We start from the raw sequence: 21,861 nt of genomic DNA on the forward strand, positions 1-21,861 counted from the left end.
GGAAAAAGTGTGGATCTTAGAGTAAAAACAAACCAATATGGTTATGAGTATAAACACTTATTGATTTTATTTACAAAGAAAAAAAAATAAATAACGGTCTGAGGGAGTTACGATTATGGAGTTTCTGGAAGAATGAGTTTAAAAATATACTTTTGCTCCATTCAAAGGATGTCTATTGAGAAAATCTCTCCATCCTATTACAATTTCTTTGAAATCTTTTAATGGCATACTGTTTACATATCCATCACGATCATAAAAGTCTACCGTATTCTTAAACATGATGATGTCTACGGGTGCAGAATCACTTTCGATTTCTAAGTCAGCATCTGCAAGGGCTTCATTAATATCCGGCAGTAATGAATCATTAATTTCTGACACTGACTTCCAACAGATTAAAAAACAGGTAAGGCAGTAATTATTGGTTTCTATGATCTTACAGTTTTTCTTTCCAAAAAATCCGTCCCATTTCATGGTTTTATTTTCTAACTTAACTTCATAGGTATTGACAAGGTTCTGATCCATCACGGGAATTTTATTGTTTTTGTACAGTATGAATAACAATGTTCACCTTAAACCATCAGCTTTTAAGCCAGTTCAGGCATTCAGTAATCTGTCTTTTGCTGACATATACTTCGGTGCTGGTCTCAGGCTCAGGAGAAAGTTTTAATTCTACTTTCTGACTGGAATGCTTGATGATCTCTGCAATCGCATTTTTATTGATGATAAATTTACGGTTCACTTTAAAAAACATCTGGGGATTTAACCTGTGGATGATATCTTTAATGGTATCATCATAAATATAGGTCTGATGATCCATGGTTGTAAGGAAAAGATATTTTCCCGATGCGAAAAAATAAGCGGTGTTATGTTCATCTATCGATTTAAGTTTATTGCCTTCTCTTACCATAAACCGTTTCATGACTTCAGGATCATCTGAGCGTCTTAAGGCAGAAACAGATTTCAATAAAGGTTCGGGATCAAAATTGGATCTGATGGAAATGAATTTTTGCAGTGCTTTATGCAAATCCTCTTCTTCAAAAGGTTTGAGAAGATAATCTATGGTGAAATGCCTGAAAACCCTCATGGCGTATTCATCAAAAGCTGTAATAAAAATGATGGGAGTAAAAAGTTCCACATATTCAAAAATCTCCAGACTCATCCCGTCACCCAAATGAATATCCATAAAGATAAGATCGGCGGTATGATGTTCGAAGAACTCGATGGCCTGTTTTTTTGAACGGAGAATAACAGTCTCTGTAACAGGGACTATGTTTTGTATATCCAATAAATTTTTGAGATAATTAACTGCCAGCAATTCATCTTCTATAATTGCAATTTTCATAACATTGCAAAAATACAAAAAAACCGCTAAAACGATTAAGTTCTAGCGGTTTCAGGGGGTGTTAATATGAAATGTTATAAATTGGGATTATTCTTCTTCGCACTCATTGGAAATTCTATGGTGTATCTCACATCATTCTGCTGAAGAATATATTCTGTTCCGTTTACAATATGGGTTATCTTTTTCTGGTTGGCTCTTCTCAAATCAAACCAACGTTGTCCCTCCGCTGCAAATTCTCTGAATCTTTCGTCTAATATAAAATTCATAAATTCTGCGGCACTCATTGAACTGAGGGTATTTTGAACTGTATTGTAGCCTTCCGGAGTATATCTGTTTTCTGCTACTTTGAGTATTGCAGCTTTAGCTTCACTCAACCTGTTCAGTTTTAATAAGGCTTCAGATTTTATAAAGTACATCTCTGCTGTTCTGAAAGACACCTTAAAATCAGAATGTCCTTTTTTAATGATTTTGTATTGATTGTTATTTTTTTCAAAATAAATTCCAAACCTTTTATCTGTACTGTTATTATATTTTGAAATCAATTCCGGAGATGCAAAGGTTAAATTATTCTGTACAGTTCCGTTAAATACATTTTCCAGAGCCAGGATAGATTCTACCGAACCATAATGGTTGGGGGCTACATTGGTTGTATTCAGATTGCTTAGATCTCCTTTTACAGCCAATACCTGTTCTGAATAGTTTAGAGCCTTATTCCATTCGCCCTGATAGAGAGCTGTTCTTGCCTGAAGTGCTTTCAATGCTACCTTTGAGAATCTGTAATTGATTCCTAATGGCTGCTTCTCCTCTACCATAAACCCTTCTGCCTTTTCCATATCTGAATGAATCTGGTTATATACCTCCTGCACACTTGAAGGCTTCAGCACCTGCTCAAGATCAATTTCCAAACTGATAGGTACACCTCTGTCGGTAGATGCAGTAGCACTGTTGTATGGTTTCCCATATAAGTTGACCAAATCAAAGTACACATAGGCACGTAATGCGTATGCTTCACCAAGGATCTGCATTTTTTCGGGAGAATCTGCCATAGTCTTACTTCCCTCATTGATGATCTGATTCAGATAGAAATTTATCAAATAAAAGTTGACCCACGGAAACTCCATCGTCTTCGGATCGTTATTGACATCCTGCCACATCGCAATTTCACGATAAACATTAAATTCATTTGTGTTTTCATCTAAATTGACCTCATCTGTACGAAGTGCCAATAAAGATCTATGCTCTGGATATTTTGCATAGGCTGATGTAAGTACTTTGCGGTAATCCTCAACACTTACCGGAATAACTTTTCCTTCAGGCTGAATATCCAGAAAACGATCGCATCCGATACTGGAAAAGCTTAATGCTGCTATCGCAATGAATGTTGTAATTTTTCTCATTTTTTTCAATTTTTAAAAAGAAACATTAAATCCTACTGTCACAGACTTGGTAATTGGTTGTGCATAAATATTACCATAGGTTTCCGGATCAAAATATCCTTTGTACCCGTTACTGAATACAAACAGATTACGTCCCTCAACGCTAAGCCTCAGACTGCTGATTCCCATAGGATTGGTAAACTCCTTAGGAAGTGTGTATCCTAAACGGATGCTGCTGATTCTTACGTAGCTGATCTCTTTAGCCCAGATATCAAGTAGATTGTATGTATTATAGTCATTACTGGCAAACCACTTATTAGCCATCCAACCTGGATTGGTATTCATATCAGGACTTGTAATTCCAGGAAGTGAATTTCCTGCCTGGTAGATATCTCTAGTATAATTTCTACCACGGTCCAGATCCATTCCTCGGTAGGAAGGAGTTCTCATTACGGTTTGCTTCAAATTGAAGGTCGCAGAAACAGTCAGGTCAAAATTATGTACTTTAAATGTGTTGATAATACCTCCTGTAAATTTGGGATCCTTGTCACCCACATAGGTAAAAAGGTTTCTCATCTCTTCTGTTGAATATTTTGTCTGTACAAACATACCGGGAAGAAAGTCTCCATATACATCATACAGATTAAAGAACTCTTCGGCCTTTACCTTTTCATTTCCTTTCCAGAACATTGGATTTCCATTTTCATCCAATCCGGCAGTTTTCAGAGCAAAAATAGCATTTACAGGCAGCCCCTCTCTAGAAGGAACCTGAGAATTTCCACGGGGCTGTTCACTAAGGACCTTGCTTTTGTTATGGGCAAAATTAATAGTGGTTGACCATTTGAAATTCTGTTTGTCAATGTTTCTGGTGGATAATGCCAATTCAAAACCTTTATTCGACAGACTTCCCCAATTCACCATCATATATTCAAACCCTGTTTCCAGTGGAGTCTCTTTCATACTGATCATGTCTGTCCCTTTTCTGTCATAAACATCAGCGGTAAAGTTGATCCTGTTTTGGAATAATCCTAAATCAACTCCAAAGTTAATGTTGGTTGTTTTTTCCCAACGAAGTTTATCGTTTGGAGGGCTGATCACACTGATCACACTTTCTTTTACGCCTGGAAGAATCGTAGCATCATTGTATTCCCCAATAAAGAATGGTGAAGTATTACGGTCTATATTTCCCTGTAAACCGTAGGAAGCTCTTAATCTAAGGTTAGAAATAGCCTTAAGATCCTGCATAAAATTTTCTTTCGTTACCAACCATGAACCTGAAACAGCCCATATCGGCAGGTATTTATATTTCTTATTCACCCCAAATAAATTGGTTCCATCATATCTTACACTTCCAAAAAAGGTGTACTTCTGATCGAAGGTATAAGAAGCTGTAGCAAACATGGAAGCGTATGCATTTTCTACGGGAGGAGCTTCACGATAGGTCTCAAATCTTTTGTTTGCAGCATCATTAGAACTCGGAAACATGATTGGAGTAGATGTTCTTGTCGCTTTATTATACCCAAAACCTTTGGTAATAGTTGTATTATCCTCAGTTTTACGGATTTCTGTTCCAGCCATTAAATCAATTTCATGTCTCGAATTTATTTTTGTGCTGTAACTTCCCTGTAACTTCCAGTTATACTGAAAAAAGTTATTATCCCAATCCTGTTTTACCCCACCGGCAGGTAAAAAATAACGGTAGGTCCCATCTTTATAATAACGGGTTGCTTCTCTCATCTTTCTTGTAAAATAAGTATTCTGATCAGCATACTTCTCTGTTTTATTGGTATCGTACTGGAGGCCCAACTGTGAAGTAAATTTCAGATTTTTTGACACTTTATACTCAAGATCGAAAATTGCCTTTAAGGAATGGTTTTTCAGTGTATAGCTTGTATTTTCTCTTTCTTCCAAGAAATTAAACGGAACATACTGGTCTGCAAAACCGTCAATATCTGCGTCATATCTGTAACTTCCGTCTTCGTTGAACGGTTTCAGATAAGGATTAACGTTTCTTGAATAATTGATAGGGCTAGCCGCTGCATCAGCATCTGTAACAAACGATTCTCTTTCACTTTGAGTTCCAAAAACAGAGACTCCCGCACTCAGTTTATCGCTTATTTTATAATTGTTTTTTAAAGTCAGGTTAAACCGTTTGAAACCTGTTCCTATTGTTGTTCCTTCTTCATCATAATACCCTAGCGAGAAATAATAATCTGAGCGGTCGCTTCCTCCTGAAATGCTCATTCCATATTGATTGTTGATCGCGTTTCTGTACAGCAGTTTCCCCCAGTCTGTATCATTAGTTCTTAAAGCATCTAACTGCTGACGGGTAAATGAGTTCAGTGCGCCTAATCCTCCGTTTCTGAAAGTGTCCAGCTGTCCGTTTTGCGTTAAAATCCGCATCACCTCACCTTTGTCGGCACGGTAGGTTAAATCTGCACGGCTCGCAAGCATTAATTCCAGATCCACTTTTTCAGCAGCATTCAGTAGGTTAAGTTTGCTAAAATCCGGGCGGGAAGTCACGAAAGTATCTGCTGAGAAATTAATTCTCATGCTTCCTCTTTTCCCTTTTTTTGTGGTAATAGAGATCACTCCGTTAGCTGCTCTGGCTCCATAGATTGCAGTAGCCGCAGCATCTTTTAAAATGGTGATATCTTCAATATCATTAGGATTTAGACCTGCGATAGAAAAATTCTGCAGCTGGTCTATATTGTCTTTGTCACTGAAATTTGGAACGTCATTTCCTTCCAAAGGAAGCCCATCAACAACCCATAATGGATCCTGAGTACCGGAAAGAGAAGCCGTCCCTCTGATTCTTATCTTCGCAGGTCCTCCCGGAGATCCTGTTTGAGGGGTTACGACAACCCCGGCTACCTGCCCCGAAAGCATTTGGTCTACACTGGCAACCCCGGCCTGGTTGATATTATCCATTTTCACCGTTGAAACGGCAGACGTCTGTTTACGTTTTTCAATCTTCTGATATCCGGTGATAATTACCTCCTGGATTTTATTTTTGTCTGAAACCTCAGGAATCAGTCTTACCGTATAATTGGTCTGCCCTTCACTGATCTGGATCACTCTGGACTCATAGCCCGGATAACTTACCAGTACAGACTTGGTATCTGCAGGAATTTCCAGTATAAATTTTCCGTTACTGTCGGTTACTGTCCCTACAGATACACTTTCAATAATTCCTACCAGATCGGTTTTTGTAGAAACAGACTGGGTTTCTATCTTTACAGATGCCCCGGAAATCACTGTCGTTGTGTTTCCATCTTCGATTTTTCCGGTAATGGTTTTCTTTTCCTGGGCCAATGCAACCTGAGCCGCTAAAAGAGGTAAAAGTATTAGAGTTTTTTTCATAGCTGATTATTTATTTAAAGCCTCTTTTATTCGGATGATCAAGTCTGCATAATGAGCCCTGGAAGCTTCATCTCCTTTATTCTTACTTTTATTTAATAAGTTCAATATTTTCTGTAGTTCTGCTCTTTTGTAAGTGGTAACTTCAGATACCCTTTTCATGGATGAATAGTTGATATTCCTAAGTGAGCTATCCCCTTCATGGAAATTGCAGATCATCGGAATGTTCAGGGTATTGTCTACCTTTAAAGCTTTGACTGCCGTTTTCTCGAATAATTTATTCACTGAAACGATCAGCGCATCGACATAGTTTTTCTGAGTCATCTTTTCAAGCATGGTCAGGCTTCCCCTTTTATTGAAAATAGCCCCACGAACCTGTTCAAATAAATTCTCAACGGTGTAGATCTCTTCTTTCGAACCTGACACCTCATGTTTTAATTCATTCTCCATCATTCTAAGCAGACGGTCATCCATAAACAGAGAATACAGATTACCATACTGCATCCCTCTTGCCAGATTATAAGGAGTCTGCTCGAATGGTCCCATCGGTGAATTTTTTACCGGATAGGTTTTTTCTGTGATGGGGTTAAAAAACAGCCATTCCGGAAGATTGATCGAATTTTTAATGAGATAATCCACCGCTCTTTTCTGAATTTCAGCAGGCACCGCCTCGTACGCTTTTTTCTTACTGCCAAAGACTGTATTATCCAAATAGATTCCTCCTACATTAGCCATCACATGACCCGTATAAAGATCCCACTGCCCTATGGCCCCCAAATATAGTTTCCCTGCATCGGTATATGTTTTACCGTCTTCATAAGTCCACTTCAGAAGGTTGTCTACAACAATTCTTAAGTTTTTCATTCCATATTCGCTGGCCTTCATCGCATCGTCTCCCAAATCTTCAGACTGTGAACGCGGATCGATGGTTTCCAGGTAGCTCTGCTGTTCTCCATAGAAATACATAGGATCATCCTGATGTTTTTCTATTAAATTCCTCAAAGCCTTTTTTTCGGTTATGGCATCAGGATACCAGCGATACCCCCATTCAATAGCGTATTTATCATAGATTCCAATCTTTGGAGTGATCGCGGTAACGCCATCTTCCGGCTGAGCTACGTAATTGTAACGTGCATAATCCATAATGGAAGGCGCCGTTCCACCCATTCTATCTGTAAACTCTTTCGAACGAAGAGATTCTACAGGAAATGCGAAAGAAGATCCCATATTATGCTTCAGTCCGAAAGTATGTCCTACTTCATGAGAGGATACAAACCTAATGGCCTCCCCCATATGCTCGTCGCTGAATACATTTCCTCTGGCTTTAGGGTCGATAGGACCTGTCTGAATTCTCATCCATTCCTGAAGGGAAGTCATTACGTTATGCCACCAGATAATATCAGATTCAATGATTTCACCACTTCTCGGATCGACCACTGAAGGTCCCATCGCATTCGATTTCGGTGAAGCTACATACGTAATCACTGAATATCTTACGTCATCAATATCAAAGTCTTTATCATTTTCATCAGGCATTTTTGCAATCACTGCATTTTTAAAACCTGCCTTTTCAAAAGCAGCCTGCCAGTCGAAAACTCCTGCTATGATTTTTTCACGCCACTGTATCGGCGTTGCAGGATCTATATAATAAACAATCGGTTTCTTCGGTTCTACCAATTCCCCTCTTGCATATTTCTCTTTATCTTCATCTTTGGGTTCAAGACGCCATCTGGTAATGAACTGTTTTTCGTCCATTTTCTGCTGGCGGTCGTTGAATGTCCAGTGTTTTTCACCAAAAAAACCTACTCTTGAGTCTCCTACCCTTGGCTCCATCGGCACTTTGGAGAGCAGTACAAGATTTGTAGTTACCCCAAGTGTTACCGGCAGATCCACTCCACCTTCATTCACTGAAGTCGTCAGCTGAGATTTCACCACAAGATTCTGAGGAAATGTCTTTACCCCCTCGATATAGGAAAGGTTTGATTTTACGGATCCTCCGAGACCTACATTGGCCAAAACATCATTAAAACTTTTCTGATTACCGTCAAAAATCTTATTGACTTTAATGGCTACCGCTGTAGAATCATTATTCTGAGCTTCAATGTCAAAAACCTCGATCACAGATTCTGAGAAATTGTCTTTAACAGATCTTGTAATCACATCATTTTTTGGGGATGATACCTGTGGAACCACGGTTTTAACCCATATCTTTTTTGCTACTGCATCACGGTGAAAAGAAATGACCTTATTTTCATAATTCATTCCTTTGTTCAGTCCCGCCTCATTCACCTGCATCGGTACCTGGGACAGTTTATTGACAACGAGGAACTGACGTCCCATCAAACTGTCGGGGATTTCGAAATAAACATCGGTCTTCACCTGAATCGTATTAAAAAGTCCTTTTTTGTAAGTTCCTTTTTTAACAAGATCTTCGATTTTCTTTGTTTTTTTGGACGAAACATCTGTTTTATCCGTTTTTTCTTTATCCGTCTTTAAAGTATCTTTTTTCTGTGCAAGTGCCATTGGCGAAGCCATAGCCATTCCTAAGTACAGTGCAAGTCTGTAGTTCTTCATTAAAATAGTCCGATTCATTCCAAATTATTAGATATCTCAGTTTCAGCTCACAAAACTATAGGTAAAGAAATAATATAAACATTATTAGGGAGTGAAAGGCAGTATTTCGAGAGTGAATGGATTTCATTTTTTATTCTAATAATGGTAAAAAACATATGAAATATTCACTATCTACAGAAATATTAACAGAATTATTTTTAAAATAATCATAAACTTGGTTCAAATAGTCAAGTCCGAACTTCTCACCCTGAACTGCTTCATCCGTTTTCGGCTGCCATGTATTTTTCACCGTAATTCCATTCTCTTCAACAGTAATACTAATTTCCAAAGGATGGTCTATCGTCGCTATATTGTGCTTAATGGCATTTTCTGTTACCATCTGAAGCGATAAGTATGGAATCTTTTTTTCTAAACTTTCCGTATTGTTGATAATCAGAGTAAAGCTCAGTTCTTCATCAAACCTGCTTTTAAGAAGCTCCATATACTGCTGAATAAAACTGATTTCCTGCGCAACAGGGACAATATTTTCTTTTGGAGGAACAATAAGATACCGGTATATCTTAGACAAATTCATGGTAAACTTCCGGGCATTTTCTTTGTTGATGCCGATCAGCATATACAGAGAATTCAGAGAATTGAAAAGAAAATGCGGATTGATGTTATTTTTAAGCTGCTGAAGCTGGTTAAGAGCTTCGGCCTTATGCATCTTTTCGTTTTCTATAAGCAGTAAGTTTTTATCAGACTGAATCTTTTCTTTCTCCTTATACGCGCTATTGGTAAATCTGTAAAATAAAATAAAGACCGTCACAATCAGAAACAAAGCTGCCAGAAAAATATAGACGGTATACGTCTTTGTTCTGTTGACACTTTCATCAATCAGGAAATTGACATGATTCACGACTGCATACCCTTCAAAATTATCCGTCTTGAGAGGTTTTACAAATCGGGTTACTTCAACATTAAGATACTCAGAAATGGTACTTCCTTCTGTATATCCTAATTGGGTGGTACTGCATACAGTATCCTTTGGTTTAATATTGGTGAAATCAAATATGTTTTTTCCTATATATTTTTTTTCGGGATGGGTGATACAGATGCCTTCTTTCGTAAAAACATAGGCATAATTATTAGGGGTTTTATCAACATTGATAAAGTACTGATGGAGATCATCAAGACTTACTGCTGAACCATAATACAGAATATCTTTTCTGGGCAGCACAATAGAATCATAGCTTACCCAGTACGTGCTGTCTTTACGCGTAATCAAAAGATCACTGAAATGTCCGGATCCGTTGTTTTTTATTTTCACATATCCGTTTTCCCTTCCCTTTTTTCTGAATACATCAGACAGCAGACTGTTGTTTTCTGATTTTCCGGATGTGGCATTATAATACGAATACCAACTGTAAGGCAGCAGATTGCGCTTCCGGTTGATATCATTTAAGACGGCAGAATATTCCCTGTAGTTCTTGAGGCCGTCTTTTTGGATCAGCGCACGAAGCAGATACTGGTAGTCTTCTATATTTCTGAATTCTTTTTCTACCGTTTCATATTTACGGACAAAGGTTTTCCGGGCAAATTCTTCGTTGTTCCTACGGCTGTCACGGGTAATCAGAATACTCAGAACGGCAAATGCAGCTGCCGCAATTAAACAGGCTGAAAGAACAGCTATATAAATATATTTCTGAGATAATACGTGTTTAAAATTAATCGTCAATTTTTTATTCTTATTTCTTTGCTAAAAAAAGTCCGGTAAACCGGATTTTTTTCATAAAGCAATGGCGAAGATACATATTTTTCTACGCAAAGACCCTGTCACAATATGGGGACGTATTTGGGTATCTGCAACTTACCTCCGGAAAGCCTTTACTGCAAAATGATTCGGGTGAAATAAAAATTTTGATTTTAAACATGAGTATACCAATCTCTTAACAGATTGCTCCTTAATAGTGAGCCATTGAAAATGAAGATAAAATTCAGCCTATCACGTTTGATGAAAGCAAAACTTTTTTCGGATAAAAAAAATTGCAACTTCTTCTACAGAAAGTTGCAATTTTTCAGAGTAATCCTTTTTTCAGACTCCTCCATTCGTGGACAGTATCAAATATTAACTGTTAAGATAACGTTCTGCAGGCTTCCCACTTTGTGATCCCTGGAATAATTGAATGCGGGCATTTTCATAATTATCAATTAGATTCTGATCGTTTACTGATGGATGCGTTGTCAGTTCTCCCTGATCTAATCCCGCAAGAATAGCATCAACACAATCTTCAGTGGTCATAATGGTCGACTGTTCCAATGCGGATAAAGGAACTCCGCCAACTTCCCATATTTCTGTAGCTGTGGTCGCGGGATTCACCAGCTGGACATGAATGTTCGTTCCTTGTACTTCTTCCTGCAAACCTTTGGTATATTGCACTACAAAACCTTTTGTCCCGCTGTAAACAGCACTGATGGGTAATGTGTAAAATCCAAGTACTGAAGCTATATTGATCAGGACACCTTCATTTTTTGTGATAAAACGAGGTAAAACAGCACTTGATAAAAGCATCAATGCGGTGACGTTCACATTGACCATTTCTTTTTGTTTCTCTACAGGTGTTGCTGCTACTGAAGAAAGTGTGGAAGTACCTGCATTATTGATGAGCAGCGTTATACTGTCATCTTTTCTTAAATCTTCTGCAACTTTTTCCAGATCAGTCTCCAAACCTAAATCTGCAACGAGGTTGGTTACTTTCACGCCATATTGGCTTTCCAGCTTTTCGGCAATCACATCCAATCTCTCCTTACGGCGTGCCACCAATTTTAAATCATATCCACGTTTTGCCAATCTTTCAGCAAATACTTCACCTAAACCGGAAGATGCGCCTGTTACCACTGCAGTTCCCATTGTTTTGTTTTGTTCCATTTGAAAAATATTAAATTGTTTTTTTAAGGTTTACAGATAAATCAAAATGTAAACCGACCTGTTTACTCTTTGCAAATGTAAACTAAATAGTTTACATTTGCAAAGGAAATTTTCACTCATGAAAAAAAAAACAGATCAGACTTCAAGCTCTCAGAAAAGAGATGAAATGATTAAAAGTGCATACGACATTTTTTACAGAAATGGTTTTCATGCTACCGGTGTGGATGCAATCATCGAAGGCACAGGAATATCCAAAAGAACACTCTACAAACACTTTATATCAAAAGAAGGGTTGATTATTGCTGCCCTCAATTACTACCATCAGATCACCTATAAAGCCATCACTGATTATATAGAACAGTCACCATCAAAAAAACCAATAGATAAAGCTTTAAGAATTTTTGACTTTCTTACAGAACGCGTGGATGCCGGTAATGTGGATGGTTGTTTTGCCATGAACGCCAAAACAGAATATGCTCATAAGGCTAAAGAAATTGAAGCTGCCTGCGATATACATGTGAATACACTTCAGCAACTCATTGAGCGGTATCTGGTTCAGGGAAATATTGCCGAGAGCCGGTCGCTGGCTACCCAGATTATTATGCTTTTTGAGGGTGCCATTCTACGCAGTAAAGCAACAGAGAATTCCTCGCCGGTTAAACTGGCCAAGTCAGCTGCAAAAGTAATTTGTAACGCGTAGTACGGATCGTGTCTCATCACATGTACTTTATATTCTTGAGATCCGCTTGAGAAAGCTGAGGAGAATCCAGTATAATATAAACTTACACAATAGCTTTCTCATACAACGTTTTTTACTTATTTTTACCTGATAATATATAAATGATTTATGAGAAAAATCGTACTTGCCGGAGTCTTGGCTTTTGGAGGATTTCTAACGGCCAATGCACAGTGCAAAAGTGTATCCACACTTACGGAAAACTTTGATACCTGGAAAGATATTGACAAATGCTGGACTGCTCAGTCCGGAAAAGCAATGCTTTATGCGAATGACAAAAAAATTATATTTTATTCGATGAACAGCCCGGGAGAAAATATGTATTTAGTTACGCCAAAAATTAAAGCAGGAACTTATACTCTTTCTTTTGATATTTCCGACAACGGAGGAGAAACGACACTGGAACTTTTCTCAATACCTAATGCTTCTGATGCAAAATCCTATGTTTCAATAGCTAAACCTTCAAAGATTACAAAGGACAAAAAGACATTTAACATTTCTTTACAAAAAGATTCAAGTCTGGGTCTGAAAGTCATGCTGAATGGTGTTCATCAGGCCGTTTATCTGGATAACCTCTCTTTGAAGCCGAAAAAATAAACCCGTTAGAACAAACTAATAGTTATAGAATTAGAAATTTTAGTGATTTGAGATAAAAACAAATGTCCTTAATGGCAAGAACTGTTTTTAAAGATCTTGACACCATTTATAAACACCTGTTAATCAAACAATATTCATTCGAAAAATTTCGATATCTCTTACTCTCCGAAGTCTCAAGACTTTGGAGATTTTTATGCTTCTTCAATTTTATAAATAAATCTATTCAAATACAGGAAGCTCAATATCATCTTTAGTAACATCTTTTTCTTTACTACTCAACAGTTTGCCTATCATTTTGACAGGACGACTTGCTAAAAGAGCTGCAGCCTTATTCACTATAGTAACTCCAAGTTTTGATTTCGGATGAGCTAGCCAGGGAACACCCGGAGGCAGCTTCTGAACTTTTTCCACAAAGGGGCGCATCCGTTTTTCATATGCAGCAAATGCATCTTCATGTTTATCATGACGGTAAAGTTCACCAGCCAATAAATAGGCTCCCACCATAGCCAGTGTAGTCCCCATACCTGTTAAAGGAGTCGGGCAATAAGCTGCATCGCCAATCATACCAGTCCGGCCATCGAACCATCTTGGTGCCTTAACCTGACTGATTCCATCGAAATAAACTTCATTGTTATCATCGATTTCTTTCATTAAACGATCTTCTTCCCATCCGGCACCCGAGAGTTTATCCTTGAGAACTTTTTTTTGTTCGCTATCAGATTGGCTGAGAAACTTTTCATCATCCGAAAGAAAGCTGAAAGAAGCTCTTATGGTACCATGATTGTCAGGGCGCAGGACCATAACCCGTGATCCCTGTGCTGTATACCAGCGTGCCCATTGAGTATCCCTTTCAATCCTTGGTATCGTATACCAGGCATTATAAAGCCCCACAAATTTTAATTCCGGTTCATTACCAAAAATGATCTTTCTCGTTGTAGACCGAACTCCGTCCGCAGCAATCAGTAAGTGGAACCACTCGCTATGGTTATCACTGAATGTGACCTCAACTTTATCGGAATCCTGATGTATTGCTGTAATATACTTACCGAAAACATATTTTACGTCATTTTTTGTGCAATCATATAAGATATTAACCAAATCGCCTCTGAGGATTTCGGCTTCACTCGTAAAACTGTCATTACCTTCCGCGGGAAATTCGGCCTCAACCTCATTATTACGGTTGACGAATTGTAAACCTAGCTCCCCTGTATTGGCGGCAAGTATTTCTTTCTCAATTCCCATCATTCTTACTACAGCGCGACCGGCTCGTCTGACATCGAGGTTCTGACCACCCAATCTCAATGATTTGGAACGCTCCACAATCGTCACTTCAAAGCCATATTTAGCCAGCCAAAACCCGAGGGTTGGACCAGCAATGCTTACACCGGATATGAGTACTTTCTTTTTACTATTCATTTCGTTTTTATACTAAATTCTCAATTGGTAAAATGTGCTCCGTTAATTTTTTATAAGACATTTATATGTCCTTTTTTAATTCTCTTGCTTTTTGGGAAAGCTCCTCCAAACTCAGGCCCTTATAGTTTATAAATAGGTCATTATGATGATAATCCAGTTTTTGTAAAAGGAACGACAGGGAGCTAATTTCTGTCGAATTTAGATTCCCTACCACGACACTCCCTACCAACCCCATCTTAGGCAATAATTCGGACAATTCCTTCTTACCTTTTGGTGTGATAGCCACCATTATGCTTCGTTTATCATTTGGATTGTCAAATTCACGAATTAATCCCTGCTTCAGCAGACGCTTGATCACTTCAACACCTGAGGTTTTTTCCATAATCAGTTTATTGATCAGTTCAGTTTTCGTAAGAAAGGGATAGGTCATCAGGACAATTAGAAACGAAAATTCATCTAAAGTATTGATATTACTTTCCTTTAAAGCTTTTTTAAAATATATTACTGCGTACCGATAAATAAAAACCAACATCCTGGCTATTTCAGTGTTCTGATCCTGATTATCACGCACCCATTCTTCTTCGCCTCCCGCCAATTCTCTGGTATTCGGAGGCTGATGAATCTGGCCTGCATTTAAAAACCCCAAAAAGTCAGTCATATTATAATCTTTATCTCCCTGGTACTGGTTCTCGAATTCATATAGGTGATCGATAAGTTGTTTCAACACTTCTTTTGTGGCCATAAATTAAAATGTTTACGTCGTAAATTTACAAATAAAAATACGAATACATTCAAATTATTGCACAAATTAAATCTCAAATAGGTTATACTATAAAAACTTATAGCCATAAGTTGGTGCTGATTCGATATTGTTTTCCTTTATTATTTTTATATTTCGAATCCTATCATTTTCCGGGCTGTTATTTATGAAAAGATTAGATAATTAAATGTCAAAAAATCTCGCTAAATTAACCTGTTAATTACCACCCCTATGAAGAATCTTCAAGAAATTACGTTGCCTGCCCTTTCAGATACCGATTTACCAATGGCTTATCCTTCAGAAGGAAAACAATTACCTGAAACAGGGGTTGTTTTGGCTGCAGATGTGGGCGGGACCAAGACAGAACTTGCGCTTTTCCAGATCAAAAACAGAAAATTGGTTTCCATCAAAAGTGAACGGTACGCAACTACAGATCACCATTCATTTGTGAAGGCAATCCGCCAATTCCACGGAGATAAAACTTCTGCTATTGACTGTGCCTGTTTAGGGGTAGCCGGTGCGGTAGATGGTGACAAGGTTCAGGGAGTAAATTTCACCTGGGAAATAGACGCTAAAAAATTAGAAGCTGATTTGGACATAAAGAGTGTCTTGCTTATTAATGACCTCCAGGCCAACGCTTACGGTTTGTCTGCACTTAAAGATTCAGATTTTGAAACTATTTCCAAAGGTGAGAAAAGTGAAGGCAATGCTGTGGTCATTTCACCGGGAACAGGCCTTGGGGAAGCAGGAATGTATTGGGATGGCTCATACTTCCATCCCTATGCTACAGAAGGTGGTCATTCTAATTTTGCACCGGGTACTGAACTGGATCTGGAACTATGGACGTTTTTACATAAGAAATTTAAACATGTAAGCTGGGAAAGAGTCATTTCCGGGCAGGGCATCAACAATATATATGAATTCCTACGAAGCTACAGAGGCGGGAAAGAGCCTGACTGGCTCACAAAGCAGTTAAAAAGTGACAGTCCCTCCAAAGCGATATCTTCCGCAGCTATAGAAAAAAAAGATTCAGTGTGTGTTGAAACCATGCAGCTGTTTTTAAAATATCTGGCTGTGGAATGCAGCCAACTTGCCCTGAAAGCAAAAGCTACCAGTGGAATTTATATTGGTGGAGGAATTACCCCTAAAATTCTCAGTTTGATTGATAAAAAGGAATTCTTCAAAAATTTTATTACCGTCGGACGAATGGAACATTTGCTAAAAACCACTCCCATTAAAGTAGTTCTTAATGATAAAACAGCTTTAATGGGAGCGGCCTATTATGCGGCAATGGGCATTCAGAAATGATAAGAATTATACCTTTCGCCAGTTTTTATACGCATTGATTAATCCGTTGGTAGAAGCATCGTGAGAATCTATTTTATCATTATTGTCCAGCTCCGGGAGTACATTAGTGGCTAATTGTTTCCCGAGTTCCACCCCCCATTGGTCAAAACTGAAAATGTTCCAGATAACCCCCTGCACAAAGATTTTATGTTCATAAAGTGCAGTAAGCGCTCCTAATGAAAATGGAGTAATCTCTTTCAGTAAAAAAGAGTTGGTCGGCTTATTTCCGGTAAAAACTTTAAACGGAATTAATTTTTCCATTTCTGATTTTTCCATTCCTGTATCTTTCAGCTCGGCAGCAACCTGCTCAGCATTTTTTCCGTTCATCAAAGCTTCTGTTTGGGCTATAAAATTCGAAACCAATATTTTGTGGTGATCGCCCACAGGATTATGACTGATTGCCGGTGCAATAAAATCACATGGAATCAAATGAGTGCCCTGGTGGACCAATTGATAAAATGCATGCTGTCCATTGGTCCCGGGTTCGCCCCAAACAATAGGTCCGGTACTGTAGGTGACATCATTTCCATTTCGGTCGGTATGTTTTCCGTTGCTCTCCATATTTCCCTGTTGAAAATAGGCCGGAAAACGGTGCATATACTGGTCATAAGGAAATATAGCTTCTGTTTCTGAACCGAAAAAATTGGTGTACCACAACCCTACCAAAGCCATAATCACGGGAATATTTTCTTTAAAATCTGTCGTTCTAAAATGATGATCAGTTGACTCAGCCCCTTTCAGTAATTCTTCAAAATGATCATACCCTATCGTGAGTGCAATGGAAAGACCAATACTGCTCCAAAGACTGTACCGGCCGCCTACCCAATCCCAAAAAACGAACATATTTTCGGGATCAATTCCAAATTTTTTCACACCTTCCCCATTCGTTGAAAGTGCTACAAAATGTTTAGCCACAAATTGTTCATCTTTAGCAGATTTCAGAAACCAGTCCCGCGCGGTTTGTGCATTGGTCATCGTTTCCTGTGTGGTGAAAGTCTTTGAGGCTATGGTAAAAAGTGTTTCTTCGGGATCTAAATTTTTTAAAATTTCCACGATTTGAGTCCCATCTACATTGGAAACAAAATAAGCCTGAATTCCCTCAATCCAATAAGGTTTTAGTGCTTCAGTAACCATCACCGGGCCCAAATCACTTCCTCCTATCCCAATATTGACAATATTCTTAATTTTTTTCCCGGAATAGCCTTTCCATTCTCCACTATGAATTTTTTCACAAAAGGCCTTCATCTTCTGGCGGGTTTCGCGAACTTCCGGCATTATATCTTCGCCATCAATATTCATGGGCTGGCCAGAGAAATTTCGCAACGCCATATGCATGACGGCACGATGTTCTGTTCCATTGATTTTTTCTCCGTCAAAAATCGATTTCACCGCATTTTTCACCTGACAATCTTCGGCCAGCTGCTGCAGTTTTTCCAGCGTTTGGTCTGTGATGATGTTTTTGGAATAATCAAAAAGAATCTCATTAAACTGTATCGACATTTTTTCAAATCTTTTGGGATCTTTTTTAAAAAGATCTTTAATCTGAACGGTTTTCATTTCAGCATGATGTGCCAGCAATGCTTTCCAGGCTGCTGTTTGTGTTGGGTTTATGGTAGGAAACATTTTTTTACTTTTTTATTAATATTTTACGTTCTAAGAACATGTATTGAGGTTAAGGAAAAATCTAGAAAATCAGGAGCTTGTTTTAAACCAATTAAAAATTTAAACCTCCTCTGCGTTTTCTTATTTTTTGTCAGGAAGATTGATCCAGTGAAAACCATCTTTTGCAATGAGTGCTTCTGCGTTTTCAGGACCCCATGAGTTGGCGGGATAATTCGGGAAGTTGTTCATTTTATTATTTTCCCAATAATCAAGAACCGGCATGACCACTTCCCAGGCTGCTTCTACCTGATCTGCGCGCATAAATAAGGTCTGATCTCCTGAAATAACATCCAGCAAAAGGGTCTCATAGGCTTCCGGAGCATCTATTTTTGTTTTTGCGGAATAGTCAAATACCATATCTACCGTATTCAAATTCATTTCAAGACCCGGTATTTTGCTTTCGAGCTGGAATCTAATCGCCATATCGGGTTGAATACTGATGATCAGTCTGTTCTGTTTCAGGAAATTTTGCTTTCCATTATTGAACATATTATGGGGAACTTCCCGAAACTGGATGATAATATGTGAAGCCGATTTAAAAAGCCTTTTGCCTGTGCGCAGATAAAAAGGAACCCCCTGCCAGCGCCAGTTATCGATATTAAATTTCATCGCAGCATAGGTTTCAGTGTTAGAATCCGGGGCTACATCAACTTCTTCACGATAACCGGAAACTTCTTTTCCTTCTACCCAACCCGGACCATACTGCCCTCTTACGGCAACCGTATCTATCGTTCCCGGTACAATTTTCCGTATCGCTTTCAGAACATCTACTTTCCGGTCACGTACAAGATCGGCATCAAAGTTTACTGGCGGTTCCATGGCGATGATGCACAATAATTGCAGCAGGTGGTTCTGAATCATATCCCGCAAGATTCCGGAATGGTCAAAATAACCTCCCCTGTCTTCCACTCCGATTTGTTCGGTAACGGAAATCTGTACATGTTCAATATGGGTACGGTTCCAAAGTGGCTCCATAATGGTATTGGCAAAACGAAAAGCCATTACATTCTGAACGACCTCTTTTCCCAAATAATGGTCTATTCTGTAGATTTGCTTTTCATCAAAAATCGTCAGTAACTTTGCGTTTAAAGCCTTTGCAGATTCGAGATCCCTGCCAAATGGCTTCTCAATAATGATGCGCGTGGTTTCTTTATTGTTGTCTAATTTACTTTTTGAAATGTTCTCTGCGATGGTACAGAATAAATCCGGTGAAACAGCGCAGTAATACAATATTGAAGGGTCCTGCTTCCATTCGGTTGCCAACTTATTAATTTTCTGATCAAACTCATTATAAGAGGCGACATCTTTGATATCTGATGCCTGATAAGAAATATTGGCGGAAAACTTAGCCCATTCGTCTTTCTTAGCCTTACCTGTCCTAGAAAATTCATTGATCCCGGCCAATAGGGAATCCCTGTATTTTTCGTCGGTGAACTCGGTCCTTGAAGTCCCGATTATAGCAAATTTTTCAGGTAAGCGGTTTTCAAGAAAAAGATTGTAAAGAGCCGGAATAATTTTCCGTTTAGCTAAATCTCCGTTACCTCCGAAAATAATTAAAACTGTGGGATTTACTTTTATATTTGATGTGTTTGCCATTGTTTAATTTTTATAAATTTCTGATTAAAAAAACAGTTTAACTTTTACGATCTTCCGTCCATTCGGTGTGAAAAACACCTTCCCTGCCCTTCAGTTCGTAAGTATGCGAACCAAAGTAATCCCGTTGTGCCTGGATAAGGTTGGTCGGCATATTTTCACTCCGGAAATCATCGAAATAACTTAATGCCGCAGAAAATGCAGGTACAGAAATTCCATGGGTTACCGCATCAGAAACAATGGTACGGATACCCGGAATGGTTTTGGCAACTTTACCCGCAACAGCTTCATCCAAAAGTAAATGCTGTAACTTCGGATTTCTGTTAAAGGCCGCATAAATATCTTCCAAAAACTGGGATCGGATAATGCATCCTCCACGCCAGATCTTTGCAATGAGATCTAAATTCAGATTGTACTTCAATTCTTCATTCCCCTGATAGAGTAAGTGCATTCCCTGAGCGTAAGCGGAAACCATAGCAAAATAAAAAGCATCCTCCAGCTTATCCAAATAATCACTTTCATTTTTTTGTTGATGCATTTCGGTTACATCGGGATATATTTTCGAAGCCTGAGTTCGTACATCTTTTAGACTTGAAAGATCACGCATGGAAACAGCAATGTCAATGATTGGTGTGGGAAGGTGTAAATCCATGGCTGCCTGAGAAGTCCATTTACCCGTTCCTTTAGCTTTAGCCTCATCTCTGATACTGTCCAGTAAAAGATGATCTTCCCCTTCATTTTTGTACGTGAAGATATCTGTGGTAATTTCTAACAGATAGGATTGTAAATGACCTTCGTTCCATTTTTTATACACCTGATAGATCTGATCATTCTTCATTTGAAGACCTTTCTTCATGATTTCATAGGATTCAGAGATGAGCTGCATGATCGCATACTCAATTCCGTTGTGCACCATTTTTACAAAATGACCCGCAGAACGATCTCCCATAAAGCCAACGGTAGGTTCACCATTAACATGAGCTGCAATTTTTTTCAGAATAGGCTTAATGATTTCGTACGCTTCCCTGTCGCCGCCGGGCATCATACTTGGACCTCTTCGTGCACCTTCTTCACCTCCTGAAACGCCCATTCCCACAAAATGAAGGCCTTTACCTTCCAGCTCTTTATACCTCCTTTCGGTATCTGTATAATGTGAATTTCCTCCATCAATGATGATATCGCCCTTATCCAAAACAGCCAGCAATTCTTTAATCACACTGTCTACTATTTCACCGGCAGGAACTAACATCATGACAACCTTCGGGCTTGTAAGACTGTCTGTAAATTCCTTTATATTGGAATACCCATGAATATTTTCATTATTTAAATTATTCAGGGTGGTTACTTTATCTGCACTATTGTCGTATCCGGCACAGTGATAACCGTGGTCAGCGATATTTTGCAAAAGGTTGGAACCCATCGTCCCGAGACCTATCATTCCGAATGCATTCTGACTTTTATTTTCTTGTTTCATCTGTAGATTTTTATTGTTTTTTAAGGCCCTAGGATTATCGCCAATTCTCTCCTGTATTTATATTGGTCAAATCATAGCGATATCATCCTATTATTTACGTATAAAATTTTCGAGAATATGTTGAGTTGTTTCAAAATCTGTATGAAGAATACTATTGATTCCCATATTTCCAGCGGCATCGACTAACATTGGCCGGTCGTCAAAATAAAGACATTCATCGGGTTTCACCTGGGTGATATCCATGGCCATCTTAAAAATTCGGGGATCGGGTTTTCGGACACCTAAATAACATGATGAGAAAAAGCCATCAAAAACTTGGTGTAAGTTAAAGGTCTGAATCCGGTATTCATTCAGGTCTAGGTTTTCGTTACTGAGTGCAAATACAGGCAGGTCAGTTTGTTTTTTCCATTTTTTGACCCATTCCAGGAGATGTGGTAATTCTGTGGACTGAGAAAAAATAAATTCCTTAAACTGTTCTTTCGTAAAGTCACGGGGGGTGTGAAATAGAACGGTATTTAAATATTGATCGAAAGAAACGCTTCCTATCTCAAAAACATTGTAGATGAAATTGTGCAGAATATTCATTTCTTTAAAGTCGAAATTAAAAATTTCCGCAGCCTTCTCCCTTGAATTGTAATCCCAGCCATTGGTAAGCAATACTCCGCCAATATCCATAAAGATTACTTTTATTTTCGATGCATTAAATTCAGTCATTG

16 protein-coding genes are annotated in these 21,861 nt (G+C 38.5%); 3 read left to right on the forward strand and 13 right to left on the reverse strand.

The window, feature by feature from the left end:
• Positions 1–138: 138 nt before the first annotated feature.
• The 7 genes from IW16_RS24705 to IW16_RS24735 all read right to left on the reverse strand — a co-directional run bounded on the left by IW16_RS24705 (position 139) and on the right by IW16_RS24735 (position 11,560).
• Positions 139–522, reverse strand: a complete 384-nt coding sequence (locus tag IW16_RS24705) for a hypothetical protein (protein WP_034751114.1) — start codon at positions 520–522, stop codon at positions 139–141.
• A gap of 55 nt (positions 523–577) precedes the next feature.
• Positions 578–1,342 (reverse strand): LytR/AlgR family response regulator transcription factor, encoded by a 765-nt coding sequence (locus tag IW16_RS24710; protein ID WP_034751116.1) that lies wholly within the window; start codon positions 1,340–1,342, stop codon positions 578–580.
• 74 nt (positions 1,343–1,416) lie between these two features.
• Complete coding sequence (locus IW16_RS24715) at positions 1,417–2,739, reverse strand: RagB/SusD family nutrient uptake outer membrane protein (RefSeq protein WP_034751119.1); 1,323 nt, start codon at positions 2,737–2,739, stop codon at positions 1,417–1,419.
• A gap of 12 nt (positions 2,740–2,751) precedes the next feature.
• On the reverse strand, positions 2,752–6,081 hold the full coding sequence (locus IW16_RS24720) for a SusC/RagA family TonB-linked outer membrane protein (RefSeq protein ID WP_034751122.1): 3,330 nt from the start codon (positions 6,079–6,081) through the stop codon (positions 2,752–2,754).
• A gap of 6 nt (positions 6,082–6,087) precedes the next feature.
• A complete protein-coding gene (locus IW16_RS24725; RefSeq protein WP_034751124.1) occupies positions 6,088–8,670 on the reverse strand; it encodes a zinc-dependent metalloprotease in 2,583 nt (860 codons plus the stop codon).
• 112 nt (positions 8,671–8,782) lie between these two features.
• Positions 8,783–10,369, reverse strand: coding sequence for a histidine kinase (locus tag IW16_RS24730; RefSeq protein WP_034751126.1), 1,587 nt, complete (start codon positions 10,367–10,369; stop codon positions 8,783–8,785).
• 390 nt (positions 10,370–10,759) lie between these two features.
• Complete coding sequence (locus IW16_RS24735) at positions 10,760–11,560, reverse strand: SDR family NAD(P)-dependent oxidoreductase (protein ID WP_034751129.1); 801 nt, start codon at positions 11,558–11,560, stop codon at positions 10,760–10,762.
• Between the two features lie 118 nt (positions 11,561–11,678).
• On the opposite strand from IW16_RS24735, the gene IW16_RS25995 reads away from it, so the two are divergent.
• A complete protein-coding gene (locus IW16_RS25995; RefSeq protein ID WP_051890747.1) occupies positions 11,679–12,260 on the forward strand; it encodes a TetR/AcrR family transcriptional regulator in 582 nt (193 codons plus the stop codon).
• A 147-nt stretch (positions 12,261–12,407) separates the two neighbouring features.
• Positions 12,408–12,893: a hypothetical protein gene (locus IW16_RS24745; RefSeq protein ID WP_034751132.1), complete on the forward strand. Its 486-nt coding sequence runs from the start codon at positions 12,408–12,410 to the stop codon at positions 12,891–12,893.
• A 219-nt stretch (positions 12,894–13,112) separates the two neighbouring features.
• Here the strand turns inward: IW16_RS24745 and IW16_RS24750 are convergent, their stop codons facing one another.
• Both IW16_RS24750 and IW16_RS24755 read right to left on the reverse strand, forming a co-directional pair.
• Positions 13,113–14,309 (reverse strand): FAD-dependent monooxygenase, encoded by a 1,197-nt coding sequence (locus tag IW16_RS24750; protein WP_034751135.1) that lies wholly within the window; start codon positions 14,307–14,309, stop codon positions 13,113–13,115.
• A 61-nt stretch (positions 14,310–14,370) separates the two neighbouring features.
• Positions 14,371–15,051: a MarR family winged helix-turn-helix transcriptional regulator gene (locus IW16_RS24755; protein ID WP_051890749.1), complete on the reverse strand. Its 681-nt coding sequence runs from the start codon at positions 15,049–15,051 to the stop codon at positions 14,371–14,373.
• A 249-nt stretch (positions 15,052–15,300) separates the two neighbouring features.
• Between IW16_RS24755 and glk the strand changes: the two genes are divergently transcribed.
• The gene (glk, locus tag IW16_RS24760; protein ID WP_051890751.1) at positions 15,301–16,377 is read left to right on the forward strand and encodes a glucokinase; all 1,077 of its coding nucleotides are present in this window, start codon (positions 15,301–15,303) and stop codon (positions 16,375–16,377) included.
• Positions 16,378–16,383: 6 nt separating this feature from the next.
• Here glk and pgi read toward each other — a convergent pair whose 3' ends face one another.
• The 4 genes from pgi to IW16_RS24780 all read right to left on the reverse strand — a co-directional run bounded on the left by pgi (position 16,384) and on the right by IW16_RS24780 (position 21,859).
• On the reverse strand, positions 16,384–18,039 hold the full coding sequence (gene pgi, locus IW16_RS24765; RefSeq protein WP_034751138.1) for a glucose-6-phosphate isomerase: 1,656 nt from the start codon (positions 18,037–18,039) through the stop codon (positions 16,384–16,386).
• Between the two features lie 120 nt (positions 18,040–18,159).
• Entirely contained in the window at positions 18,160–19,674 is a 1,515-nt protein-coding gene (gene zwf / locus IW16_RS24770; protein WP_034751141.1) for a glucose-6-phosphate dehydrogenase, read from the reverse strand.
• Between the two features lie 37 nt (positions 19,675–19,711).
• Positions 19,712–21,145 carry an NADP-dependent phosphogluconate dehydrogenase gene (gene gndA / locus IW16_RS24775; RefSeq protein WP_034751146.1) on the reverse strand — a complete coding sequence of 478 codons (1,434 nt, stop codon included), beginning with the start codon at positions 21,143–21,145 and terminating at the stop codon, positions 19,712–19,714.
• Positions 21,146–21,235: 90 nt separating this feature from the next.
• A complete protein-coding gene (locus IW16_RS24780; protein ID WP_034751148.1) occupies positions 21,236–21,859 on the reverse strand; it encodes an HAD family hydrolase in 624 nt (207 codons plus the stop codon).
• Between the last annotated feature and the right edge of the window lie 2 nt (positions 21,860–21,861).

This window comes from Chryseobacterium vrystaatense (assembly GCF_000737765.1).
Classification (GTDB): Bacteria; Bacteroidota; Bacteroidia; order Flavobacteriales; family Weeksellaceae; genus Chryseobacterium; species Chryseobacterium vrystaatense.